Source organism: Lysobacter dokdonensis DS-58 (genome assembly GCF_000770795.1).
GTDB classification, from domain to species: domain Bacteria; phylum Pseudomonadota; class Gammaproteobacteria; order Xanthomonadales; family Xanthomonadaceae; genus Noviluteimonas; species Noviluteimonas dokdonensis.
In genome coordinates, this window is the sequence record NZ_JRKJ01000004.1 from 72,712 (window position 1) to 93,954 (window position 21,243).

Sequence of the window (21,243 nt, forward strand, 5' to 3'; positions counted from 1 at the left end):
CGATCAGTGCAAGTGCCAGCCATCGTCGTTCGAACCGCATCGCTCCGACCCCGTTTGATGGAGCGCGGAGCGTCGCGCATGCAGGCCGCGAGCTGGACGTTCTTTGTCGTTGTCGCTACAGCGAATCGTCTCCGATCGCGGTATCAGCGTCCCGCACGCACCTCGCGCAGCAGCCCGTTGAGCCAGGCCGCGCTGTCCATTTCCGTCCCGCTCGCCAATCGCACGCGATACGGCTTGCCCGTCATCGATGAGCGCGCGCCCAGCTTGTCGATGAATTGCTCCGGCGTCTTGATGCGATTGCCGGCGGCCTTGCGCTTGCGCTGCAGGTGCGCCGCGGCGTCGGCGGCGCTGTATTCGGTGCCGTTGCGGATGAACACGACGCCCTTGGAGTGGCCGACGCGTTCGATCAGCGCGTCGATCTCGGCGGCGGGCGTGCGGGCGACGGTGGTCGTCGCGGCGGGCTGCGCGGCCATCGCGGGCGCGATGGCGGCGAGAAAGACGGCGAGCAGGAGGGTGCGCATGCGTCGAGTCTGCGGGGTCGCGCTCAACGCGCCATGAACATCGGCGCCGTCGGCCGGAAGTCCCGCGGTGCGTAGCCGAAGTCGTTGCGCGCGGGCGCCGAATCGAACACCAGGTCGCTGCGCATCCGCGCGACGGCCGCGGCGTTGAACCCGCCCACCTTCCCCAACGCGCGCGCGCCGAGCAACGCCAGGCCGAACACCGGCGCGGGGACTTCGATCAACCGCGGCGGTGGATCGAGCACCGCGAGCACGCGCGCAACCATGTCGCGATACGGCAACCGTTCGCCACCGGGCAGCGCGTACGACTTGCCGTGCGTGGCGGGCGCATCGCACGCGGCGAACGCCGCGTCGGCCAGGTCGTGCACGTGCACGGGTTCGCGCAAGCCGGTCGCGTTGCGCGGCAGCACGAAGCGATTCCAGCGCAGGGCCAACTCGGCGATGCGCGTCAGCGTGTGATCCCGGCCTGCGCCGTAGACCAGCGTCGGGCGCAGGAGCGTGGCCTGCGCGTTGCGCGCGGCCGCGCCATCGAACACTTGCTGTTCGGCGATGCGCAGGCGTTGCGCGACGTCGCGTTCGCGCTTGTCGGAGGAGCCGCGCTTCACGTCGATGCTCGTCGAACCGAAGGCCACCACGCGCGGGCATTCGACATCGGCCTGCGCGTACCACTGCGCGAACAGATCCAGCGGCCCGCAACTGAAGATCACGTCGAAGTCGTCGGGCATCGATGCGCCGACCGACGGCAGCGTGCCTTCGACCCAATGCAGTCCCGGATGATCGCGATGCGTCTCGCGCGAGACCGCGGTGACGCGCCAACCGTCGTCCTGCAGGCGGTCGACCAGCGGCCAGCCGATCTGCCCGGTTGCGCCGAAGACGAGTGCATGTCGCATCTCAGCGCGCCGGCAACACCGCGCGGAGCCATGCGACGCCGAGCAGCGCGGAGACCACGGAGGCGACGAAGATGCCGAGGACGGATTCTTCGTAGAGGATCGGATCGATGTACGCCAGGGAGGCGATGAACAGGCTCATCGTGAAGCCGATGCCGCACAACAGGCCGAGGCCGAGCATCGCGCGTCCATCCATGCCATCGGGATAGCGCGCCCATTTGAATTTGCGCAGCAGCCATGCCGCGCCGCAGATGCCGATCGGCTTGCCGATGACCAGGCCCACCGCGACGCCGAACGGCAACGCGGCGAGCGCCTGCGACATGTTCAAGTCGCGCAGTTCCAAGCCCGCATTGGCAAACGCGAAGATCGGCAGGATCGCGAACGCGACCCACGGGTGCAACGCATGCTCGAGCGTTTCCAGCGGCGAGTGCTCGATCTCGTCGTCGATCGCGTTGCGCTTGTCGACGTGCGGGATCATCAGTCCGGTGGCGACGCCGGCCAGCGTGGCGTGCACGCCCGACTTCAGTACCAGCACCCACAGCACCGCCCCGAGGATCAGATACGGCGCGAGCGACTTCACGCCCATGCGGTTCATCGCGAACATCCCCATGAGCGCGAGCGCAGCCCCGCCCAGCGCGGCGTACGACATGCCGTGCGAATAGAACACCGCGATGATCACGATGGCGATCAGGTCATCGACGACCGCGATCGTCGACAGCAACAACTTCATGCCCATCGGCACGCGCGACCCGAGCAGCGCGAGCACGCCGAGCGCGAAGGCGATGTCCGTCGCGGTGGGCACGGCCCAGCCGCGCATCGCGGCGGCGTTGTCGTGGTTGAATGCCGCGAAGATCAGCGCGGGGACCACGACGCCGGCCGCCGCGCACACCATCGGCAACACGCGTTGCGCCCGCGTCTGCAGCTGGCCGCCGACCAGTTCGCGCTTGATCTCCAGCGCGACGAGCAGGAAGAAGATGGCCATCAGGCCGTCGTTGATCCACAGCAGCAACGGCTTGTCGATGCCGAACGGGCCGAGCGTCACCGCCGCAGGCATGTCGATGAACGCGCGATACCCCTCCGCGAGCGGTGAGTTCACGCAGACCAGCGCGAGCGCGGCCGCGCAGATCAGCACGATGCCGCCCGCCGCCTCCAGGCGGAAGAATTCGGCGAAGGCCCGCAGCGCGCGCGCCGGCATCAATGCGTGCCCGTCGCGAGCACGAACACGAGCCATGCGACGTACGCCGCGACGAGGATGCCGCCTTCCACGCGGCTGACGCGCAGGTCGCCGCGCAACATCGGATAGAGCGCGACGGCGAAGGCGATCGCCGCCGGCACTTCGAACTTGACGAACGAGGCCGGCACCGCGAGCGCACGGAACGCCGCCATGCCGCCGAGCACCAGCGTGAGGTTGCACAGGCTCGACCCGATGACGTGGCCCGCGACGAGTTCGCCCTGCCCGCGCCGCGCGGCGAGGACCGCCGCGGCGATCTCCGGCAACGCCGTGCCGATGGCGACGGGCACCAGGCCCGTGAGCAACGGCGCCATGCCCATCGATGCGCCGATCAGCGGCGCGGATTGCACGACCCACTTCGCACCGTAGAACAGCACGATCGCGGAGATGACGATGCGCGCGCCGTTGAGCGCGAGGCCGCCGCGCGTTTCGGTGAAGCCTTCGAGGACTGTCTGCACGTCGGCGGTTTCGCGACGCGAACGCGCGACGGCGAATGCGACAACCGCCGCGAACGCGAGCAACAGCAGCATCCCGTCGATGCGCGAGAGCACGCCGTCCAGGCCCATGCCGACGATGGCCAGTGACAGCACGATGAAACACACCAGCAGCGGCGCGAGCACGCGCCAGCGCACGATCAGCGGCGCGGCGATGGCCGCAAGGCCGAGCGTGAGGCCGAAGTTCACGAGGTTGCTGCCGACGGCGTTGCCCAGCGCGAGCGATTGCGCGCCCACGAACGCGGCGCGCGCATTGACCGCGAGTTCGGGAATCGACGTGGCGAATGCCACGAGCACCAGGCCCGTGACGAACGGTGAGAGCCCGTAATGGCGGCCGATGCCGGAGGCGCCTTTCACCACCGAGTCGCCGCCGAGGGCCAGGAACACCAGCCCGAGCAGGAACAGCCCAAAGGTCTCCAGCATCGTCGCGCTCCCGTGCGTTGTCGGCGCGGGGAGTCTAGCGCGAGGGCGCGCCTGTCAGGAGCAACCTTCGACGTAGTCGACCTGCGGCGGGACGCCGATGCGCCAATCCGTCGCTTTGCCGGACGGTTCCACTTCGAAAACGAGAACGCCCTTGCCGCCCTTCGGATCGGGAATGCGCAACACCTTCCCGCCTTCGACGTACTTGTGCGGCATCTCCGTCATTCCGGGATAGAGCGCCTTCAACGCCGACGCCTGCATGCCGACCTTGCCGCCGCCGGGCGCGACGATGTCGGGCGTGCGCACGTCGATGCGGCCGAACTGTCCGGCTTCCATCATGAAGGCCAGGCGATATCCGTCGGGGCGGCGCGGTTCGGGGAACAGGTAGTAGCAACCGTCGTGCGCCTTCGGCATGTCGTCGAGGTCCTTGCCCCACGACTGGCGCACCTGTTCTTCGCTTGCACCCCAATGCGCGGGGCCGAAGCCGGCGAACGTGATCGCGCCCGCGGCGGGCATGACGCCGCCAGGTGCGGCGACAGTGGACGAGGGCATCGGCATGATCACCGTCGACGCGCCGGGCGGCGGGACGTACGTCGACGCGGTTGCGGGCATCGCGGTCGTCGTGGCGGGCGCGGCGGTGGACGGTGCGACGGTGTCGGTCGACGCTGCGTCGCGCTGCGTGCAGGCACCGCACGCGAGAGCGAGCGTGAGGCAGGCGAACATCGGCTTGGCGTGCATGTGCGGGTTCCTTGTCAGGCAACCCGCGCAGCCTAGCGGATCGATGTCAACGCGGCGGCACGAAGCCTTTCTTCAGGCCGGCCCAGCAGGCCTGGTAGTCGCGCTGGCGATGCGCGGCGTCGATGGCCTGTTGCGTCGGGCGGATCACGGCGCGCGTTTCGAACATGAAGGCCATCGTGTCCTTGATGACGTCGGGCTTCGACAGATCGGCGTTGGACGCCTTCTCGAACGTCGCCGCATCCGGCCCGTGCCCGGTCATGCTGTTGTGCAGCGACGCACCGCCGGGTGCGAAGCCTTCGGCCTTCGCGTCGTACACACCGGTCACCAGGCCCATGAATTCGCTGGCGATGTTGCGGTGGAACCACGGCGGGCGGAACGTGTCCTGCGCCACCAGCCAGCGCGGCGGGAACACGACGAAATCCAGGTTCGCCGTGCCGGGCGTGTCGCTCGGCGAGGTGAGCACGGTGAAGATCGACGGATCGGGATGATCGAAGCTGATCGAACCGATGGTGTTGAAGTGGCGCAGGTCGTACTTGCACGGCGCGTAGTTGCCGTGCCACGCGACGACGTCGAGGGGCGAATGGCCGATCGTCGCGCGCCACAGGTGGCCCTGGAACTTCGCGATCAGTTCGAAGTCGCCTTCGCGGTCTTCGTACGCCGCGGTCGGCGTGAGGAAATCGCGCGGATTCGCCAGGCCGTTGCTGCCGATCGGGCCGAGATCCGGCAAGCGCACGAGCGCACCGAAGTTCTCGCACACGTAACCGCGCGATTCGCCGTCCGGCAACGCGACGCGGAAGCGGATGCCGCGCGGGATCAGTGCGATTTCCTGCGGTTCCACGTCGAGGACGCCGAGCTCGGTTTCGATGTGCAGGCGGCCTTGCTGCGGCACGACCAGCAACTCGCCGTCGGCGTCGTAGAAATAGCGGCCGTCCATGTCGCGGTTCGCCGCGTAGAGATGGATGCCGACGCCGTGCTGTGATTCGGCCGACCCGTTGCCCGCCATCGTGAAGAGGCCATCGACGAAATCGACTGCATCGGCCGGCATCGGCAACGGGCTCCAGCGCAACTGGTCCGGCGACACCGGGCCTGCGTTGAAGTCGTTGTGGAACCGCGGCTGCGCGAAGGGCGCGAACGCACCGTGCATCGCTGCCGGGCGAATGCGGTAGAGCCAACTGCGCCGGTTCTCGCGCCGCGGCGCGGTGAACGCCGTGCCGCTCACTTGTTCGGCGTACAACCCGTGCGCCACTTTCTGCGGCGAATTGCGGCCGATCGGCAACGCACCGGCGACGGCTTCCGTCGCGAACTCGTTGGCGAACCCTGATTGGTAACCGGTCGATTCGATCATTGCCCGGCCTTACAGCACGCCGCGACGCATCTGGTCGCGTTCGATGCTTTCGAACAGCGCCTGGAAGTTGCCCTCGCCGAAGCCCTCGTTGCCCTTGCGCTGGATGATCTCGAAGAAGATCGGGCCGATCGCGTTCTGGGTGAAGATCTGCAGGAGCTTGCGCTGCTTGGTTTCCGGGTCGGCGTCGATCAGGATCTTGTTGCGCGCCAAGCGCTGCACGTCTTCGCCGTGGTCGGGCACGCGCTGGTCGATCACGTCGAAGTAGGTCTCCGGCGTGTCGAGGAACTCCACGCCCTGCGCGCGCATCGCTTCCACCGTGTCGTAGATGTTGTCGGTGAAGCAGGCGATGTGCTGGATGCCCTCGCCCTTGTAGGCGTCGAGGTATTCGTTGATCTGCGACTTCGGGTCGCTCGATTCGTTGAGCGGGATGCGCACGATGCCGTCCGGCGCGGTCATCGCCTTCGACACCAAGCCGGTCTTGGCGCCCTTGATGTCGAAGTAGCGGATCTCGCGGAAGTTGAACAGGCGCTCGTAGTAATCCGACCACTGCTGCATGTTGCCGAAATACAGGTTGTGCGTGAGGTGGTCGATGAACGTCAGGCCGAACCCCTTGGGATTCTGGTCGGCGCCCTGCACGGGCAGGAAGTCTTCGTAGATCGAGCCGTTGTCGCCGTACTTGTCGATCAGGTAGAGCATGCAATCGCCGATGCCCTTCACCACCGGTGCGTCGACCGCCTTGGTGTCGGCCTTGTCCGTCGGCGCTTCGCCGCCGTTGGCGATCACCAGCTTGCAGACTTCGTCCGCCGGCTTCCTGAAGCGGATCGCGAAGCCGCACGCGCTCGGGCCGTGTGCCTGCGCGAAGTCGGCGGCGAACGAATCCGGATCCTCGTTGACGAGGAAATTGACACCGCCCTGGCGATACACGGTGATCGGGCGCGTCTTGTGCTGCAGCACGGCGGTGAACCCCATGCGGCGGAAGTAGTCGTGGAGCATCTCCCCCTTGCCGGCGGGCGCGGCGAATTCGACGAACTCGAACCCGTCGATCCCCATCGGGTTCTCGAAGGTGGTGACCGTCATGCCGACGTTGGGCTGGGCGTTCATGGCATTCTTTTCGCGCGAAGGGGAAAGGCGCATTCTACACCCCATAGTTTCAGATGAAACCATACCCCGGGGGATGTTCATGAACGCCGAAACCGACCCGCCCGGCCACGAAGGCCACGACCACGCCGAACTGGACCTCGACCGCTTCCTGCCCTATCGCATGAGCGTGCTGTCCAACCGCATTTCGCAGGCCATCGCGAAGCTGTACCAGGCGCGTTTCGGGTTCGGCATCACCGAATGGCGGGTCATCGCCGTCCTGGGCCGCTACCCCGCCCTGAGCGCGAACGCGGTGGCCGAACGCACGGCGATGGACAAGGTCGCCGTCAGTCGCGCGGTCGCGCACCTGCTGGAACGGCACCTGATCACGCGCGAGATGCACGGCGACGACCGACGCCGGTCGGTGCTCACGCTGAGCGAAGCGGGTTATCGGATCTACGACGAAATCGTGCCGCTCGCATTGGGCCGCGAGCGCAAGTTGCTCGCGACCCTGGATGCCGACGAACGCCGGCAGCTCGAGCGCATCCTCGACAAGCTCGCGAACGAGGGCTTGCCGGCGATGCTGGAGTAGCTACTTCGAGGCTTTCAGGAAGGCCTGCGCCGCATTCCGCCCCGGCGCACCGCTGATCCCCGCGCCGCCGTGCATGCCGTTGCCGCACAGGAACAACGCATCGACCGGCGTGGCGTGGTTCGACCAGCCCGGCAACGGGCGCATGAAGAACATCTGGTCGAGGATCGGCTGGCCGTGGCTGAGATCGCCTTCGGTCAGCGACCACGTGCGTTCCAGGACCTGCGGCGTGATGACACGCGCCTCCTGGATCGTATCCGGCAGCGAAGGAAACTGCTCGGCGAGCGTGTCGACGGCGATGCGCGCCACGTCGGCGGCCGCCGAATCCCAGTCGGCGTTTCGCAATGCGTACGGAGCCGATTGCATGTGGATCGACACGATGCCGCCGCTCGTCGTGACTTCGAGATAGGGGCGCTGCGCGAGCTCGCCGTACTTCGCGGCGTCGTAGGCGCGCTCGAGGTACTTCAAGGTCGGCGCGATGGCGAGCGTGCCCGCCGGCAGGCCGTGCGCACCGCTCGTGCGCAGGTGCACCTTGGCGACGCAGCCGCGCATCTTGATCGACTGCACGTGCCAGACGAATTCGGTCGGCAGTTCCGGCGCGCCGACCAGGCCGAGCAGCGTGCGCTTCGGATCGGCGGCGGAGAACACGGCGCCGGCACGAATCTCCTCGCCGTCGGCCAGGCGCACGCCGACGGCGCGCATCTTCTCCACGAGGATCCGTTCCACATCGGACGAGGTGCGCAATTCACCGCCATTCGCCCTCAACGCAGCGACGAGCGCATGGGTGATGTTCGCGGTGCCGCCTTCGATCGCCCGATGCGCAAGGCCGCCGCGATGCAGCCAGTTGTGCATCAGCGTGTAGCCGGTGCCCGCCGACATCGAGCCCAGCGTGTAGCCGTGGATGCCGACCGCGGCGACCGCGGCCTTCACTTCTTCCGACTCGAACCACTCTTCGGTGAACTCCACCGTCGACATCGACATCATGCGGATGACGCGGAACATGTCCTTGCCGCCGAGGCGGCGCAGCGCCCACGCGAGTTTCGCGAGCGGCCAGCCTGCTTCCCACCCGACGTGCGGCAGGCGCGGCATCGGCGTGCGATAGGCGACATCGAGGAACGCCGCGGCGCGGTCCATGAAGGCGACGAAGTCGGGCCAGCGCTTCGCGTCGTCCTCGGAGAACTGGCGGATCGATTCGCGCGTGGCGGCGGCATCGTGCGTCGACAGCACCAGTCGACGGCCGTCGGGCAGCAGCGAGACGTAGGGCGCCGGCGTGCCCGTCTTCAGCCCGTGCCTGCCCAGGTCCAGGTCGCGCACGATGTCGGGCCGCAGCTGCGCGCCGGCATGCAACGCATCGACCGCGACGCCGCCGATGTCGAACGTCACCAGCTGCCCGCCCGCGTGCGCCATGCGTTCCAGCACGAGCACCTTGCGGCCCGCCTTCGCGAGATAGTTCGCGGCGACCAGGCCGTTGTGGCCGGCGCCGACGATGATCACGTCATGCTTGTTCGCGGTCGTCATCACTTCCAATCCTTGAGCACTTCCTGTGCGGCCAGCTTGCCGGCCGCGCCCATCACGCCACCGCCCGGATGCGCACCCGACGCGCCGAAGTAATAGCCCGGCAGCGGCGTGCGGAAATCGGCCCATTGCGGCGCCGGGCGCAGGAAGAACAATTGGTGCAGCAGCAGTTCGCCGTGGAAGATGTTGCCGCCGGTGATGCCGGCGATGGCCTCGATGTCCTTCGGCGTGATCACCTGCTTGCCGACGATCGCGCGGCGGATGTTCGGCGCGTAGCGCTCGATGGTCGAGATCACGGTCTCGCCGAACGCATCGCGCTTGGCATCGTCCCATCCGCCTTCGATGTCGTACGGCGCGTACTGCACGAAGCACGACATCACGTGGTGGCCGGGCGGCGCCATGTCGCGATCGATCATCGACGGGATGATCATGTCGATGTACGGGTTCTTCGCGAACTGCCCGTACTTGGCCTCGTCGTAGGCGCGCTCGATGTATTCCATGCTCGGGCTGATCGAGATCGCGCCGCGGTGCAGCGGGCCTTCGCCCGGCAGGCACGTGAAGTCGGGCAGTTCGCTCAGGGCGATGTTGACCTTGCCCGACGAACCGCGCACGCGGAACTGCTGGATCTGCTCGACGAACTCGCCCGGCAGGTGCTTGCGTTCGACGAACTGCAGGAAGCTGCGCTTCGGGTCGGCCGCGGAGATGACGACCTTGGCGCGCAACTCGTCGCCGTTCGCCAATGCGACGCCCGCCGCGCGACCGCCCTTCACGATCACCTGCTGCACCGATGCGTTGGTGCGGACCTCGACGCCGAGCGCGCGCGCCGAACTGGCGATCGCCGCCGACACGCCACCGTTGCCGTTCTTCGCGAAGCCCCACGCGCGGAACGCGCCGTCGATCTCGCCCATGTAGTGGTGCAGCAACACGTACGCGGTGCCCGGCGAATGCGGGCCGAGGAACGTGCCGATGATGCCGCTCGCCGACTTGGTGCCCTTGAGCGGATCGAACTCGAACCAATCGTTGAGCAGGTCCGCCGCCGACATCGTCAGCAGCTTGGCGATCTGGTACAGCTCCTTTTCCGACAGGCTCTTCGCGTACTGGCCGACCTTCAGCAGGCCCTGCATGTCGCGCAGGCTCAGCGACGAGGGATCGGGCGGCACCAGGCCGAGGATCGGCTTGATCGCCTTGGCCGCGCGCGCCATCACGCGGCCGTATTCGTCGGAGGCTTCCGCATCGCGAGGCGAATGGCGATACAACTCCTGGCGCGTGAGGTCGTGGTCGTCCCACGCGGCGAGGTAATCGCCGTTGTCCATCGGCGTCACCGTGCTCGGCAACGGGAGGATCTTCAACCCGTGCTTCGGCAACTCGAGGTCGCGGATGATTTCCGGACGCAGCAGGCTCACCACGTAGGAGAACTGGCTGAAGCGGTAGCCGGGGAACGGCTCGGCGGTGACCGCCGCGCCGCCGACGACTTCGCGGCGTTCGAGCACGCAGACCTTCTTGCCCGCGCGCGCGAGGTACGCGGCCGCGATCAGGCCGTTGTGGCCGGCGCCGATGACGATGGCGTCGTACTGGTTGGACGTCATTTCTTCTTCCACTCCGGCTCGTAGAACGGCAGCTTCACCACCTTGCCCGGCGCCTGCAGGCGCTTGTGCTCGACGGTGACTTCCATCGTCAGTTCCGTCCCGGGCGTGTAATGCGGGCGCTGCAGGTGGACGAGCGCGATGTATTTCTTCAGCACGGGCGACCAGGTGCTGGTCGATGCGTACCCGACCTGCGTGTCGCCATGCTTGACGGGCAGGCTGCCGCGCACCGCCATCGCGGGAATCTGCGGCGGCAGGCCGACGGCGGCGAACAACGGTTCCATCCCGGTCCAATCGACCTCGAAGCCCATGAGCTTCCACGCCGATCCTTCGCGCTGTTCGCGTTCGAGCGCGCGGCGGCCGACGAAGTAACCAGGCTTGTCGAGGTGCACCGCCCAGTCCAGGCCCATTTCCAGCGGCGAGGACTTCTGCCCTTCGATCCACGCATGGTTGGCCGCTGTGTAATCGACGTCGATCATGAACAGGCCGGCTTCAACGCGCGCCATGTCCATCGCCAGGATCCCGCACGGCACGATGCCGTAGTCGTGGCCCGCCGCCATCAACGCATCCCACACATGCAACGCATCGGCAACGTCCATCCAGATCTCGTACCCGAGGTCGCCCGTGTAGCCGGTGCGCGAAATGGTGACCTTGCGGCCGTCGAGCGAGTTCTCCATGACGCGGAAGTACTTGAGCTTGTCGAGTGTCTTGCCGCACACCTTGTTGAGCACGGTGCGCGCCTTCGGGCCCTGCAGGCTCAGCGCCCCCATCCGTTCGGTGACTTCGCGGATCGACACGTCGAGGCCGACGGCGTTCATCGACAGCCAGCGCAGCGACGGCTCGGCGGACGTCAGGCGGAAGACGTTCTCGCCCAGCCGCGAAATCGTGCCGTCGTCGAGCAGCTTGCCCTCGTCGTCGCACCATCCGGTGTAGCCGACCTGGCCGACGGACATCTTGGCGATGTCGCGCGGCACGAGCTTGTCGAGCAGGCGCGCGGCGTCGGGGCCTTCGATCATGTACTTCATCAGCGGCGAGACATCGATCAGCGCGACCGCGTCGCGGATCGCCCAGTACTCGCGCTCGACGTGCAGGTCGTAGGAGCCGACGACGATGTGGCCCGCCCAGCGCCGCCAGTTCTGCGGCAGGCTGAGCTTCGACGTCCGCTCATGGAAGGGCGTGTGTTTCAACTGGAACATCGACAGGGATTCCGCTGCTGGATCAGGGGTGTTCGGTCATTTCGCAGGAACTGGTGCGGTGTGCGCGCACGGTGGGCGGCACCACGCTGAAATCGCCGGACAGCGCGTGCATGTACCAGTCGACGAAGCGCTTGGGCGTGTCTTCGAACTCGGGATGCTGCGGGCCGGGCTCGAAGAAGCGCGAATTCACGCCGGCGGCGTTCAACTGCATGATCCTCTTGTCTTCGACCGTGGTGACGTCCCACAGCCAGATCAGCGAGGCCTTGTCGTAGTCGACGCCTTCGACGGCATCGCCGTCGACGAACCACACGATCTCCATGTCCGTCTTGTCCTTCCCGAAGGGGACGTAGCGGAACAGGAGGCAGTGGTCCGGATAGTTGAGCATGTAGGTCAACGGGCCGAGCTGATAGTCGCCCGCGCCACCGTCGTAGCCCTTGAACTCGCCCATCAGCGGCGCGACGGGCGTGCCGTCGCGGCTGCCGGTGAGGTAGCCGTCGAACAGCGCGTAACGGCTGGTGTAGACGCACGCGCCGAAGCCCGGCGCTTCGCGGAACATGCGGTAGACGGCCTTCTCGATGTCGGGCACGCCGGTTTCGCGCTGCGCGCGCTCCCACATGGCGCGATTGATCGGCGCGGCCACTTCTTCACGGTCCTTGAAAGTGTGCAGCTTCGAATACGCGCGGTGCGCGGTCTCGCAGTGATAGCACTCCAGGTAATTGCCGAGTGCGATCTTCCAGTTGGCGTCGACCGAATACGTTTCGCGATGCGCGATCTTTGCCCTGTCCAGGCGATACGGCCCCAACTGCGCGTCGAGCTGCGCCAGGCAGACGTCGTAGTCGTACGCATCGGCGTCGAAGTTGATGAAGATCAGCCCGAAGCGCTCGGCGATGCGCAGCTGCTTGAGGCCGTGGTCTTCCTTGCGGAAATCCGGGACCACGTCCATGTGCCGCGCGCCGCGCAATGCGCCGTCCGTGCCGTACACCCAGCCGTGGTACGGGCACACGAAGGTCTTGCAGTTGCCTTCGCGTTGCTCGCACACGCGGGAACCGCGATGGCGGCAGGAATTGACGAACGCGCGGATCGTGCCGTCGTTGCCGCGCGCGACGATCACCGACTCCTCGGCAATCTCGTACAGGAAGTAATCGCCGGGATTGCGCACCTGGCTCACGTGCCCGGCCCACAGCCAGCTCTTGAAGAACACCGTGTCCAGCTCGCGCTGGTACACGACGTCGGAGCGGTAGAAGTACTGCATCAGGCCGGCGTCGCGGTCGCGCATCTGCACCGCGACGGCCTCGCGCATGCGGGCCTGGTCGTCTTCGCTGTCGGCGATGAAGGGCTGGTGCGTCATGGTGCGATGTTAAGCCACGGCCGCCCTGCGGCGCAGGCGCATGAAGACATAGAGCGGCAGGCCCGCCGCGGCCAGCACCAGCCCGAGCAGGAACGGCTCGTGGCCCAGGCCGACGAAGGCGAAGAGGACGTACGCGGTACCCAGCACGGCCACCGGCAGCATCCCGCGCACGCCGGCCTTGTCGCCGCGGCGCCAGAGCACGGCCAGCGCCAGTGATGCGCACAGGTACAGGGGCAGGTTCGCGGCGGTCACGACATTGGTGATGTAGGTGAAGCTGTCGACGAGCGACTTGCTGTAGGTCATCACCACCATGCCGCTGCCCAGCACACCGGTGACGATCAGCGCGATCGCGGGAGCGCCACGGGCATTGTTGCGCGCCAGCGGCGCAGGCATCACGCCGTTCATCGCCATCGAACGCGTGAGTTCACCCACCAGCAGCGTCCACCCATTCAGCGCGCCCAGGCCGCTGATCACGACGAACAACGCCAGCCATTGGCCCGCGCCCGCGGCGGCGAAGCGTTCCATCACCAGCGCGAACGGCGCGTTCGACTTCGCCAGTTCCGCTTCCGGGATCAGCAGCATCGGCACGGTGGAGACGAGGATGTAGATCACCGCGGTCAGCACGGTGCCGGCGATCGTCGCGCGCGGAATCGTGCGGCCCGGGTCCTGCACGCGCGAGGCGGGCACCGTCGCCGACTCCAGGCCGAGCATCGCGAACAACGCGATCGTCGAGGCCGTGACGACGTGCGGCAGGTCGATCGCCGCGGTCGGCAGGTGCGCGGTGTACGACGCGGGCGCCGTCAGCAGCAACCATACGCCCAGCAGCGCGACGGCCACCATGGGCAGCAGCTTCAGCGCCGTTGTCGCCACCTGCACGCGCCCGCCGGTGCGCACGCCGAACAGATTGATGATCACGAACGTCCACAACAACGCCAGCGCGACCAGCGCCGGGTGCAGCGCGGCCACCGACGGGAACACCGCACCGAGGTAACCGACGACGCCCGTGGCGATCGCCGCGTTGGTGATCCACAGCGATACCCAGTAACACCACATCGCGATGAAGGCCGGGACGTCGCCGAGCGTCGCGCGGATGAATCCGTACGGGCCGTCGGCATTGGGCATCGACCGCGCCAGCCGCGCGAAGACGCTCGCCAGCGCCACGCACCCCAGCACCGTGACGAACCAGCCGATCGTCGCATTGAAGCCGTACGGCGCCAGCGACGCGGGCAACAGGAAGATCCCGATGCCGATGGTGTTGCCCACCACCAGCGCGGTGCACATCCAGAACCCGAGCTTGCGCTCGCCGTCATTCACCATCGTCGTGCTCCGCGGCCGGCGGGCCGCATTCGTCGGGGCCGTCGCAGACCCGTTGGCCATTCTTGATCACCGAGCGCACCTTGCGCAGCACCTCGATGTCGGCGGTGGGGTCGCCGTCGACCGCGATGAGGTCGGCGAACTTGCCGGGCGCGATCGAGCCCAGTTCCTGCTCGCGCCCGAGCAGCCGCGCAGGCTGGATCGTCGCGGACTGGATCGCCTGCATCGGCGTCATGCCGTAGCGGACCATGTAGGCGAACTGCCGCGCGTTGTCGCCGTGCGGGTACACGCCGCTATCGGTGCCGAAGGCGATGTTCACGCCCGCGGCGACCGCCTTGCGGAAGCCCTCGCGCTGCGTGTCGGTGGTTTCGGTGTTCTTGCGCAGGATGTCCTTGGACCAGCCCTGTGCGCGGCCGACGGTGTCGATGAAGTCGCCGTTGTAGATGTCGGCGACCAGCCACGTGCCATGCTGCTTCATCAGCGCGATGGCTTCGTCGTCCATCAGCGAACCGTGTTCGATCGACCGCGCGCCGGCGCGCGTCGCGCGCTTGATGCCTTCGGCGCCGTGCGCGTGCGCGGCGACGAAGCTGTGGCGCTTCGCGGCTTCCTCGACGGCGGCGCGGATCTCCGCCTCGCTGTATTCCGATTGCCCCGGTTCGGTGCCTTCGGCGAGCACGGCGCCGGTGGCGATGACCTTGATGAAGTCCACGCCGTTGTCGAAGAGGAAGTTCACCTTCTTCCTGACTTGTTCCTCGTCGTCGGCGACGCCGAGGCGGAAGACGTCGGGGACGACGGTGCCTTTCGGCAACCCGGTGATTTCACCGCCGCCGCCAGTGACCGTGATGTACGCACCGGCGACGAACATGCGCGGCCCCGGGATCAGGCCGGCGTTGATCGCGTTGCGCAGTTGCACGTCGGACAAGCCGCGATACGTGCCGACGTCGCGCACGGTGGTGAACCCCGCGCGCACGGTGTCCCACGCGTTCTTCGCGCCGATGAACGCGTCGCGTGCCGGATTGCTCTTCAGCGGTGCGCCGGGATCGGCCGACTGCGCCTCGTCCGAGAGATGCGTGTGCATGTCCATCAGGCCGGGCAGCACGGTGTAACGCGACCAGTCGACGACCCTCGCGTGCTTCGCGAGCGCGTCGCTCCAGGGCTCGACCCGCACGACGCGACCGTCTTCGATGACGATGGCACGGTCGGCCACGACGGCGCCGCGGTCGACATCGACCATGCGGCCGGCGTGGACGATCGTGGTTTGTGCGAATGCAGGCGTCGAAAGCGCCAGCGCCAGCACCGTGATGACGAATCCGGTCTTCATCGTTTGGCAGGCTCGTATCGGTTGTACTGCTTCAGCAAGCGCACCAGCGCCACGTGGTCGATGGCCTTCGCATACCGCCCGCCTTCGCCGCGCATGTCCTTCGCGGCGATCATCGCGTTGACGATGGCTTCTTCGGTGGCCTGCACCGTTGCGAGGAAGAGCCGGTCGAGGTCATCGTTGCCGATGAATTTCGCCTCCTTGACCGCCCCGCCCTTCGCCGCATCGGCATTGGCCGTGGAGAACGCGACGAAGATGTCGCCGGACCCGTTGCCCGCGTAGCTGCCCATGCGCGCCAGCCCCATGCCCGCGCGCTTGGCGACGCGGTCGAGCTGGTGCGGCAGCAACGGCGCGTCGGTCGCCACCACGACGATGATCGAACCCGTGTCGCCGCCCGGCACGTCGTGGCCTTCGACCGCGAGCGCCGGATCGGTGTACACGCGGTCGTTGCGCAACTGCTGCCCGACCGGCACGCCGGCGATGCGCAGCGTGTCGCGGATGCCGTAGTTCGCCTGCACGAGTACGCCCACGGTGTACGCGCGCCCATCCTGCTGCACCGTGCGCGACGCCGTGCCGATGCCACATTTGAATTCGTGGCAGATCATGCCGGTGCCGCCGCCGACGTTGCCTTCGGCGACCGGACCGTCGTTCGCCTCGCGCAACGCCTGTGCGACGTGCTCGGGCTTCACGTGGAATCCGTTGATGTCGTTGAGGTGGCCGTCCCAGGTCTCCGCGACGACGGGCAGCGACCACCAGTAGCCGCTCGAATCCGCGCCGCCCGCCTGCACGCGCTGCGCGATCACCGCATCGCGCACGACGCCGACGCTGTGGGTGTTCGTGAGCAACACCGGCCCTTCGAGCTGGCCCGATTCGCTGATCCACGTGGTGCCCGTCATCTCGCCGTTGCCGTTGAGCGCAAACCAACCGCCGAAGACCCAGTTGTCGAACGTCCCGCGCCCGCGCGGCAGGATCGCGGTGACGCCCGTCCGGACCTTGTGGTCGCCCGCGGCATCCGCGATGAGCGTGACCTGGCCGACGGTGACGCCGGCGACGTCGGTGATCGCGTTGCGCGCGCCCGGCGTGCCGTCGAACGGAATGCCGATGTCGCGCGCGCGTTCGCCCGCTTGCGCGGCCGAGGCGACGAACAGGGCCAACGCGAACATGCGCACGGCGATCGTCGGCATCACTCCCCTCCCTTGGCTTTCAGGAACCGCGTGTACCACCCCAGGTTCCGCATCATGCGGTCTTTCAGGTAGCTCGGAACAGTGAGGCCGTGCGATTCGCCGGGGTAGACGACCAACTGCGTGGGCACGTTGCGCGACCGCAGGGCCTGGTACATCTGTTCCGCGCCCAGGCACGGCACGTTCGCATCGTCCTCGCCGCACTGGAACAACGTCGGGGTCACGATGCGATCGCTGTGGAGGAACGGGAAGCTCGCACGGTCGTAGATCTCCCGGTTCGCCCATGGCGTGCCGAGCTCGAGCGTGTATTCGCGGATGTACTGGTCGTGGCCGAACATGCCGTACATGTTCGACGCCCCCGCGCCACTGATCGCGGCCTTGAAGCGCGGATCGCGCGCGATCACCGCGTTGGTGAGGATCGCGCCGTAGCTCCACCCACCGATGCCGAGGCGATCCGGATCGGCGATGCCCATCGCGACGACGTGGTCGACGCCGGCAAGCACGTCGCTGGCATCGACGTTGCCCCAATCGGCGTAGATCGCCTTCGCGAAATCGAACCCGCGGCCCGAGCCGCCGCGTGGATTCAACGCGACGACCGCGAACCCCTGCGCCGCGTACGCCTGCCAATCGGGCATGAATTCGTGGCTGAACTGGTAGACCGGGCCGCCGTGCAACCGCACGATCGTCGGGTAACGACGGCCTTCGACGTAACCGACCGGCTTCACGAGCAGGCCATCGAGGTCGACATCGCCATTGCGATAGTGGAATTCCTCGACCGGGGCGAGCGTGCGTTGCGCGAGGAACGTGTTGTGGTCGGCAAGCGTGCGCAGCCCGCCGTCTTCGACCGCCGAGATGTCGTAAGGCCGCAGCGCCCCGCCGCCCAGCACGACGATGCGGCCGTCGCGCGAGACGTCGAGGTCGTAATCGAAACGCGGACCCGTCGTCAGCGGCGTCACCCTACCGCCCGCGAGGTCGATGCGCGACAGATGCGTCACCTGCGGTTGTTCGACCAGGGCATAAACGCTCTTGCCATCGGCCGACCAGCGCGGCTTGGTGAAGCAGCGGTCGATCGGCGCCGGGAGCGTTTCCGTTCCCGTGGCGACGTCGACAATCGCCAACTGCCATGGCGCGTAGTAGATCCACTTGTCCTCGCCGCTGCGCAGGTACGCGATGCGCGTGCTGTCGGGGCTCCACGTGGGCCGCGTTTCCCAGTACGGATCGAGGTCGGAGCCCGCGAAGGTCGTGAGCTGTCGTTCCTGCGCACCGGCCTTCGGTTCGATCACCCAGATGTCGAAGTTCAGGTGCCGGTCCGGATCGACGCCGCGCTTGGTGACATACGCGAGCAGCTTGCCGTCAGGCGACCAGGCGGGCAGCAGTTCGTCGTGCGCGCCCGGCGTGAGCAGGTCGACCTGTCCCGTCGCGATGTCGAGCACGTACAAGTGCGTGCGGCGATTCCCGAGGTAGCCGACGCCGTCCTCGCGCAGTTGATAGCGCTCGGTGACGATCGGCGGCGGGTTCTTCGGTTCTTTTGCACCGAACGGCCGTTCCGGGTCGCGCGCGATGAAGGCGATGCGCTTGCCGTCGGGCGACCAGACGAAGTCGCTGATGTCCTCGCCGAAGCGCGTGATGCGCCTGGCCTGCCCGCCCTGCGCAGGCATCAGCCACACCTGCGTCTTCGCTTCCTCGCCGCCGCGGTCGGAGAGGAAGGCGATGGACTTGCCGTCGGGCGACCATTGCGGGCGCGACTCGTCCTTCTTCGGCGTGTGCGTGAGTTGCGTGCGTTTGCCGGTGGCGTACTCGACGCGCCAGAGGTCGGATTGGCTCGCGTCGTCCGCGATGTCGGCGGCGGTCGCGGTGTAGACGATCGTGCGGCCGTCGGGCGAGAACGCGGGCTCGGTGAGGTCGACCAGTTGCGACAGGTCGTCCGCGGTGAACGGCGCTTGCGCATGCGCCGAAGCGCTGAGCAATGCGAGCAGCCAGAGCATGCGCATCAGCGGACCCTCCCGCGGAATACGGACTGCGCCTGCCGCAGGTACGCGAGCGTCGCGTCCTTCTCCGCGGCGGTGTTGTAGTCGTCCCGCGCACTGGCCGCTTCGATGACGCGATCGAGCCAGGCGATGAAGTAGTCGGCGTCGGCGCTTGCGTCGGGCGTGGGGCCGTCGATCCAGACAGGGTTGGTCGTCGCGTACGGGTAGAGATCGAGCAGTCGCGGATCGGCGTTGTCGTTCCATGCGCGCAGGAGGAGCCAACCGCCCTGCGGAAGGTCGAGCATGCCCGCACTGTCGAGCTGCATGCGATCGCCGGTGAGGTCGAAGCGCTTCACCACCGCACCGTTGCACACCAGTTCGAGGTGATCGACCGCGACCGGCGAACGCAGCGCGATGCGATATGACGCACGATGCGCACCCTCGATGGTATCGCCGGGTTTGCGTCCCTCGACCTGCAAGCCGAGCATCGGCCCGTTCGTCGCGAATCCGCGGCCCGCTTTCAACGTGGCGAACAGCGTCCCGTCATCGATGCGTCCGCCCGTGTCGAGGAACACGCGGTTCAATCCCACCGGGCCGCGCAACGACGCGTAGTTCGCCATCGTGTCCGACCCCGCGCCCGCAGGCAGTCGAAACCCGAGGTTCATCAGGCGATACCAGACCGACGCAGTGGCCTTGTGGTCGGAGAAGCCGACCACTTCCACGTAATCCACCTTGCCATGCGCGACATCGGCAGGGAGTTGATGCGTGAGCGATGCGTCCTTCGCAGGGTCGGGCACGGTATCGAACGGGTGCACGTACCCCACCAGCCCACCCTGCGCATGCGCGAGATCGGCGACCACGCCGTTATGCGGCCACGGGCTGGCCAGCGCGGTGTGGCGATAGGCCGAGAAATCCGGCGTGACCAGGCGGTCGCGCAGGTTCAGCAACCCCAGGTGTCCCCAGAAGCTCGTGTGGAATTCCTGCGCGTGCGCCACGCGCGGCCGCGTCGCGATGCCGGGCATGCCGAACCACGCGACATCCGGAATACGTTCTTCCTTGTTGACGATCAGGTTCTCGACGACGTCGAGGTCCTCCGCTTGCGCCTGCCATGCCAGATGCGCCGGCGTATTGCGGTAGTGGCCGCCGTAGTTCATGTGGACATGCAGGTCGGCGCTGGTGAATTGGCCGTATTCGTCGGGCAGCGCGTTCGGCACGAGGGCGACATCGACTTTCGCCTCGCGTCCGGCGGCCGCATCGAGCGTGCGATTCCAGAGCTTGTACGCAAACCCATGCTGCACGACGACCTGCGTGGCGCCTGCGGGCACGTCGACCACGCAGCGCGACGCGCAGTGGAAGTAGTGCGCTTCGGTCTTCCGGTGCGCACGGTCGAATCCATCGTCCGCATGCATCCACGCATCGCGCGGCGCATGCGCGCGGTCGTCGCTGCCTTGCACGGACACACGCGCGGGGACGGGCTTGCCCTGTTCGTCGCGGATCTCGAGTGTGAGGCGCGCGGCCGGTGCGAGCGGGCGCAGCGTCTTCGCGCGCAGCACCTGGTGCGCGCCGCCCAGCGGTTCCAGCAAGACCAGCTCGGTGTTGCCGCCCTCGCCCGCATTGCCGATGTACGCGATGCGCTTGCCGTCCGGCGACCAGCGTGCGTTGCGGCGCTCGGTATCGCCGAACGTGAGCGGCAGCGGCGCTGCACCTTGCGGCGTCGTCAGCCAAAGTTGGTGCGTCTGTCGGCCGTGGTAGCTCGAAAACACGATGCGCTTGCCATCGGGTGCGAACTCGGGCCGCATGCTCCAGCTCGTCTCTTCCGACACCAGCTTCCGGCGTTGCGCGGGTGCATCCACCGGCACGATCCACAGATCGCCCGTGCCCCACGCGACTTCCGGGTTGCCGACGTACAGCAGCGACTTGCCATCGGGCGACCAGGCCGGGTTGATCGCGTGGTCGAACGGCGCGTAGTAGTAGCGATCGAGCTTGCTGCGGCGTTCGCCGAGCAGCGGACGCGCGTTGTGCAACCCGGCCGCGTCGATGTCGGCGATGAAGAGATTGAAATGGCCGGTGCCCTGCGTCGACACCCATGCGATGCGCTTGCCGTCGGGCGACAGGCGCGGTTCGACATCGACATCGGCGCCCGAGGTGAGCGCCTGCGTCTTGCCGCTCGCAAGGTCGAGCCGCCACAACGCCATGCCGCGCCCGTCGTAGCGCGTGAACACGACACTGCGGCCGTCGCGCGCCACGTCGGGCTGGTAGTCGTACACGCCTTGCGCGTGCGTGAGCTCGACGGCTTCGTCGTCGGCAGCGCGCTGCCGCCACAACGACCCGCCCATGCTGTACACGAGCGTCTCGCTGTCGGGCAGGAAACCGACGGACGACGGCCCCGTCGTCGGTTGCGGCAGGTACAACTCGCGCCAGTAATAGTTGTGCGGCAGGTCCACCTGCTTCAGCACCGGTTCGCGGCCACCCGCCACGACGGCCAACGGCGCCAGCACGCCGAACACACAGGCGATGCGCAT

17 protein-coding genes are annotated in these 21,243 nt (G+C 67.4%); 1 reads left to right on the forward strand and 16 read right to left on the reverse strand.

Annotated features, from left to right (window positions below; genetic code table 11):
- Positions 1-143 precede the first annotated feature (143 nt).
- Genes LF41_RS04295 through hppD form a run of 7 tightly spaced genes read right to left on the reverse strand, consistent with a single transcriptional unit; the run spans position 144 to position 6,734 of the window.
- A complete protein-coding gene (locus tag LF41_RS04295; protein WP_036166381.1) occupies positions 144-521 on the reverse strand; it encodes a DUF5329 family protein in 378 nt (125 codons plus the stop codon).
- A 23-nt stretch (positions 522-544) separates the two neighbouring features.
- A complete protein-coding gene (locus LF41_RS04300; protein WP_052116132.1) occupies positions 545-1,408 on the reverse strand; it encodes an NAD-dependent epimerase/dehydratase family protein in 864 nt (287 codons plus the stop codon).
- A 1-nt stretch (position 1,409) separates the two neighbouring features.
- The gene (gene nhaA, locus LF41_RS04305; RefSeq protein WP_202594018.1) at positions 1,410-2,636 is read right to left on the reverse strand and encodes a Na+/H+ antiporter NhaA; all 1,227 of its coding nucleotides are present in this window, start codon (positions 2,634-2,636) and stop codon (positions 1,410-1,412) included.
- Entirely contained in the window at positions 2,600-3,553 is a 954-nt protein-coding gene (locus tag LF41_RS04310; protein ID WP_036166388.1) for a sodium:calcium antiporter, read from the reverse strand. The genes nhaA and LF41_RS04310 overlap by 37 nt, the downstream gene beginning before the upstream one ends.
- A 54-nt stretch (positions 3,554-3,607) precedes the next feature.
- Positions 3,608-4,288: a hypothetical protein gene (locus LF41_RS04315; RefSeq protein WP_084073374.1), complete on the reverse strand. Its 681-nt coding sequence runs from the start codon at positions 4,286-4,288 to the stop codon at positions 3,608-3,610.
- A 46-nt stretch (positions 4,289-4,334) separates the two neighbouring features.
- On the reverse strand, positions 4,335-5,633 hold the full coding sequence (hmgA, locus tag LF41_RS04320; protein ID WP_036166391.1) for a homogentisate 1,2-dioxygenase: 1,299 nt from the start codon (positions 5,631-5,633) through the stop codon (positions 4,335-4,337).
- A gap of 9 nt (positions 5,634-5,642) precedes the next feature.
- Positions 5,643-6,734 (reverse strand): 4-hydroxyphenylpyruvate dioxygenase, encoded by a 1,092-nt coding sequence (gene hppD, locus LF41_RS04325; protein ID WP_036166481.1) that lies wholly within the window; start codon positions 6,732-6,734, stop codon positions 5,643-5,645.
- Between the two features lie 79 nt (positions 6,735-6,813).
- On the opposite strand from hppD, the gene LF41_RS04330 reads away from it, so the two are divergent.
- Positions 6,814-7,302, forward strand: a complete 489-nt coding sequence (locus LF41_RS04330) for a MarR family winged helix-turn-helix transcriptional regulator (RefSeq protein ID WP_036166484.1) — start codon at positions 6,814-6,816, stop codon at positions 7,300-7,302.
- On the opposite strand, the gene LF41_RS04335 is transcribed toward LF41_RS04330, so the two are convergent.
- The 9 genes from LF41_RS04335 to LF41_RS04375 are packed head-to-tail and all read right to left on the reverse strand — an operon-like array spanning position 7,303 to position 21,243.
- Positions 7,303-8,817, reverse strand: a complete 1,515-nt coding sequence (locus tag LF41_RS04335) for a phytoene desaturase family protein (RefSeq protein ID WP_036166394.1) — start codon at positions 8,815-8,817, stop codon at positions 7,303-7,305. It lies immediately after the preceding gene.
- Positions 8,817-10,400, reverse strand: coding sequence for a phytoene desaturase family protein (locus LF41_RS04340; protein ID WP_036166397.1), 1,584 nt, complete (start codon positions 10,398-10,400; stop codon positions 8,817-8,819). The genes LF41_RS04335 and LF41_RS04340 overlap by 1 nt, the downstream gene beginning before the upstream one ends.
- Entirely contained in the window at positions 10,397-11,593 is a 1,197-nt protein-coding gene (locus LF41_RS04345) for an aminomethyl transferase family protein (protein WP_036166399.1), read from the reverse strand. Before LF41_RS04345 ends, LF41_RS04340 begins: the two co-directional genes overlap by 4 nt.
- 22 nt (positions 11,594-11,615) lie before the next feature.
- On the reverse strand, positions 11,616-12,941 hold the full coding sequence (locus LF41_RS04350) for an aromatic ring-hydroxylating oxygenase subunit alpha (protein WP_084073376.1): 1,326 nt from the start codon (positions 12,939-12,941) through the stop codon (positions 11,616-11,618).
- A 9-nt stretch (positions 12,942-12,950) separates the two neighbouring features.
- The gene (locus tag LF41_RS04355) at positions 12,951-14,258 is read right to left on the reverse strand and encodes an amino acid permease (RefSeq protein WP_237577644.1); all 1,308 of its coding nucleotides are present in this window, start codon (positions 14,256-14,258) and stop codon (positions 12,951-12,953) included.
- The gene (locus LF41_RS04360) at positions 14,248-15,576 is read right to left on the reverse strand and encodes a Xaa-Pro dipeptidase (protein WP_052116133.1); all 1,329 of its coding nucleotides are present in this window, start codon (positions 15,574-15,576) and stop codon (positions 14,248-14,250) included. Before LF41_RS04360 ends, LF41_RS04355 begins: the two co-directional genes overlap by 11 nt.
- Positions 15,573-16,757, reverse strand: a complete 1,185-nt coding sequence (locus LF41_RS04365) for a DmpA family aminopeptidase (protein WP_036166400.1) — start codon at positions 16,755-16,757, stop codon at positions 15,573-15,575. The genes LF41_RS04360 and LF41_RS04365 overlap by 4 nt, the downstream gene beginning before the upstream one ends.
- Positions 16,757-18,745 (reverse strand): S9 family peptidase, encoded by a 1,989-nt coding sequence (locus tag LF41_RS04370; protein ID WP_152599883.1) that lies wholly within the window; start codon positions 18,743-18,745, stop codon positions 16,757-16,759. Before LF41_RS04370 ends, LF41_RS04365 begins: the two co-directional genes overlap by 1 nt.
- The gene (locus tag LF41_RS04375) at positions 18,745-21,243 is read right to left on the reverse strand and encodes a CehA/McbA family metallohydrolase (RefSeq protein ID WP_036166403.1); all 2,499 of its coding nucleotides are present in this window, start codon (positions 21,241-21,243) and stop codon (positions 18,745-18,747) included. Before LF41_RS04375 ends, LF41_RS04370 begins: the two co-directional genes overlap by 1 nt.

Excerpts from the sequence above, each read along its gene's own strand:
- LF41_RS04295 (WP_036166381.1), bottom strand. The coding sequence starts at position 521 with ATGCGCACCCTCCTGCTCGCCGTCTTTCTCGCCGCCATCGCGCCCGCG.
- LF41_RS04300 (WP_052116132.1), bottom strand. The coding sequence starts at position 1,408 with ATGCGACATGCACTCGTCTTCGGCGCAACCGGGCAGATCGGCTGGCCG.
- nhaA (WP_202594018.1), bottom strand. The coding sequence starts at position 2,636 with ATGGCTCGTGTTCGTGCTCGCGACGGGCACGCATTGATGCCGGCGCGC.
- LF41_RS04310 (WP_036166388.1), bottom strand. The coding sequence starts at position 3,553 with ATGCTGGAGACCTTTGGGCTGTTCCTGCTCGGGCTGGTGTTCCTGGCC.
- LF41_RS04315 (WP_084073374.1), bottom strand. The coding sequence starts at position 4,288 with ATGCACGCCAAGCCGATGTTCGCCTGCCTCACGCTCGCTCTCGCGTGC.
- hmgA (WP_036166391.1), bottom strand. The coding sequence starts at position 5,633 with ATGATCGAATCGACCGGTTACCAATCAGGGTTCGCCAACGAGTTCGCG.
- hppD (WP_036166481.1), bottom strand. The coding sequence starts at position 6,734 with ATGAACGCCCAGCCCAACGTCGGCATGACGGTCACCACCTTCGAGAAC.
- LF41_RS04330 (WP_036166484.1), top strand. The coding sequence starts at position 6,814 with ATGAACGCCGAAACCGACCCGCCCGGCCACGAAGGCCACGACCACGCC.
- LF41_RS04335 (WP_036166394.1), bottom strand. The coding sequence starts at position 8,817 with ATGACGACCGCGAACAAGCATGACGTGATCATCGTCGGCGCCGGCCAC.
- LF41_RS04340 (WP_036166397.1), bottom strand. The coding sequence starts at position 10,400 with ATGACGTCCAACCAGTACGACGCCATCGTCATCGGCGCCGGCCACAAC.
- LF41_RS04345 (WP_036166399.1), bottom strand. The coding sequence starts at position 11,593 with ATGTTCCAGTTGAAACACACGCCCTTCCATGAGCGGACGTCGAAGCTC.
- LF41_RS04350 (WP_084073376.1), bottom strand. The coding sequence starts at position 12,941 with ATGACGCACCAGCCCTTCATCGCCGACAGCGAAGACGACCAGGCCCGC.
- LF41_RS04355 (WP_237577644.1), bottom strand. The coding sequence starts at position 14,258 with ATGGTGAATGACGGCGAGCGCAAGCTCGGGTTCTGGATGTGCACCGCG.
- LF41_RS04360 (WP_052116133.1), bottom strand. The coding sequence starts at position 15,576 with ATGAAGACCGGATTCGTCATCACGGTGCTGGCGCTGGCGCTTTCGACG.
- LF41_RS04365 (WP_036166400.1), bottom strand. The coding sequence starts at position 16,757 with ATGCCGACGATCGCCGTGCGCATGTTCGCGTTGGCCCTGTTCGTCGCC.
- LF41_RS04370 (WP_152599883.1), bottom strand. The coding sequence starts at position 18,745 with ATGCGCATGCTCTGGCTGCTCGCATTGCTCAGCGCTTCGGCGCATGCG.
- LF41_RS04375 (WP_036166403.1), bottom strand. The coding sequence starts at position 21,243 with ATGCGCATCGCCTGTGTGTTCGGCGTGCTGGCGCCGTTGGCCGTCGTG.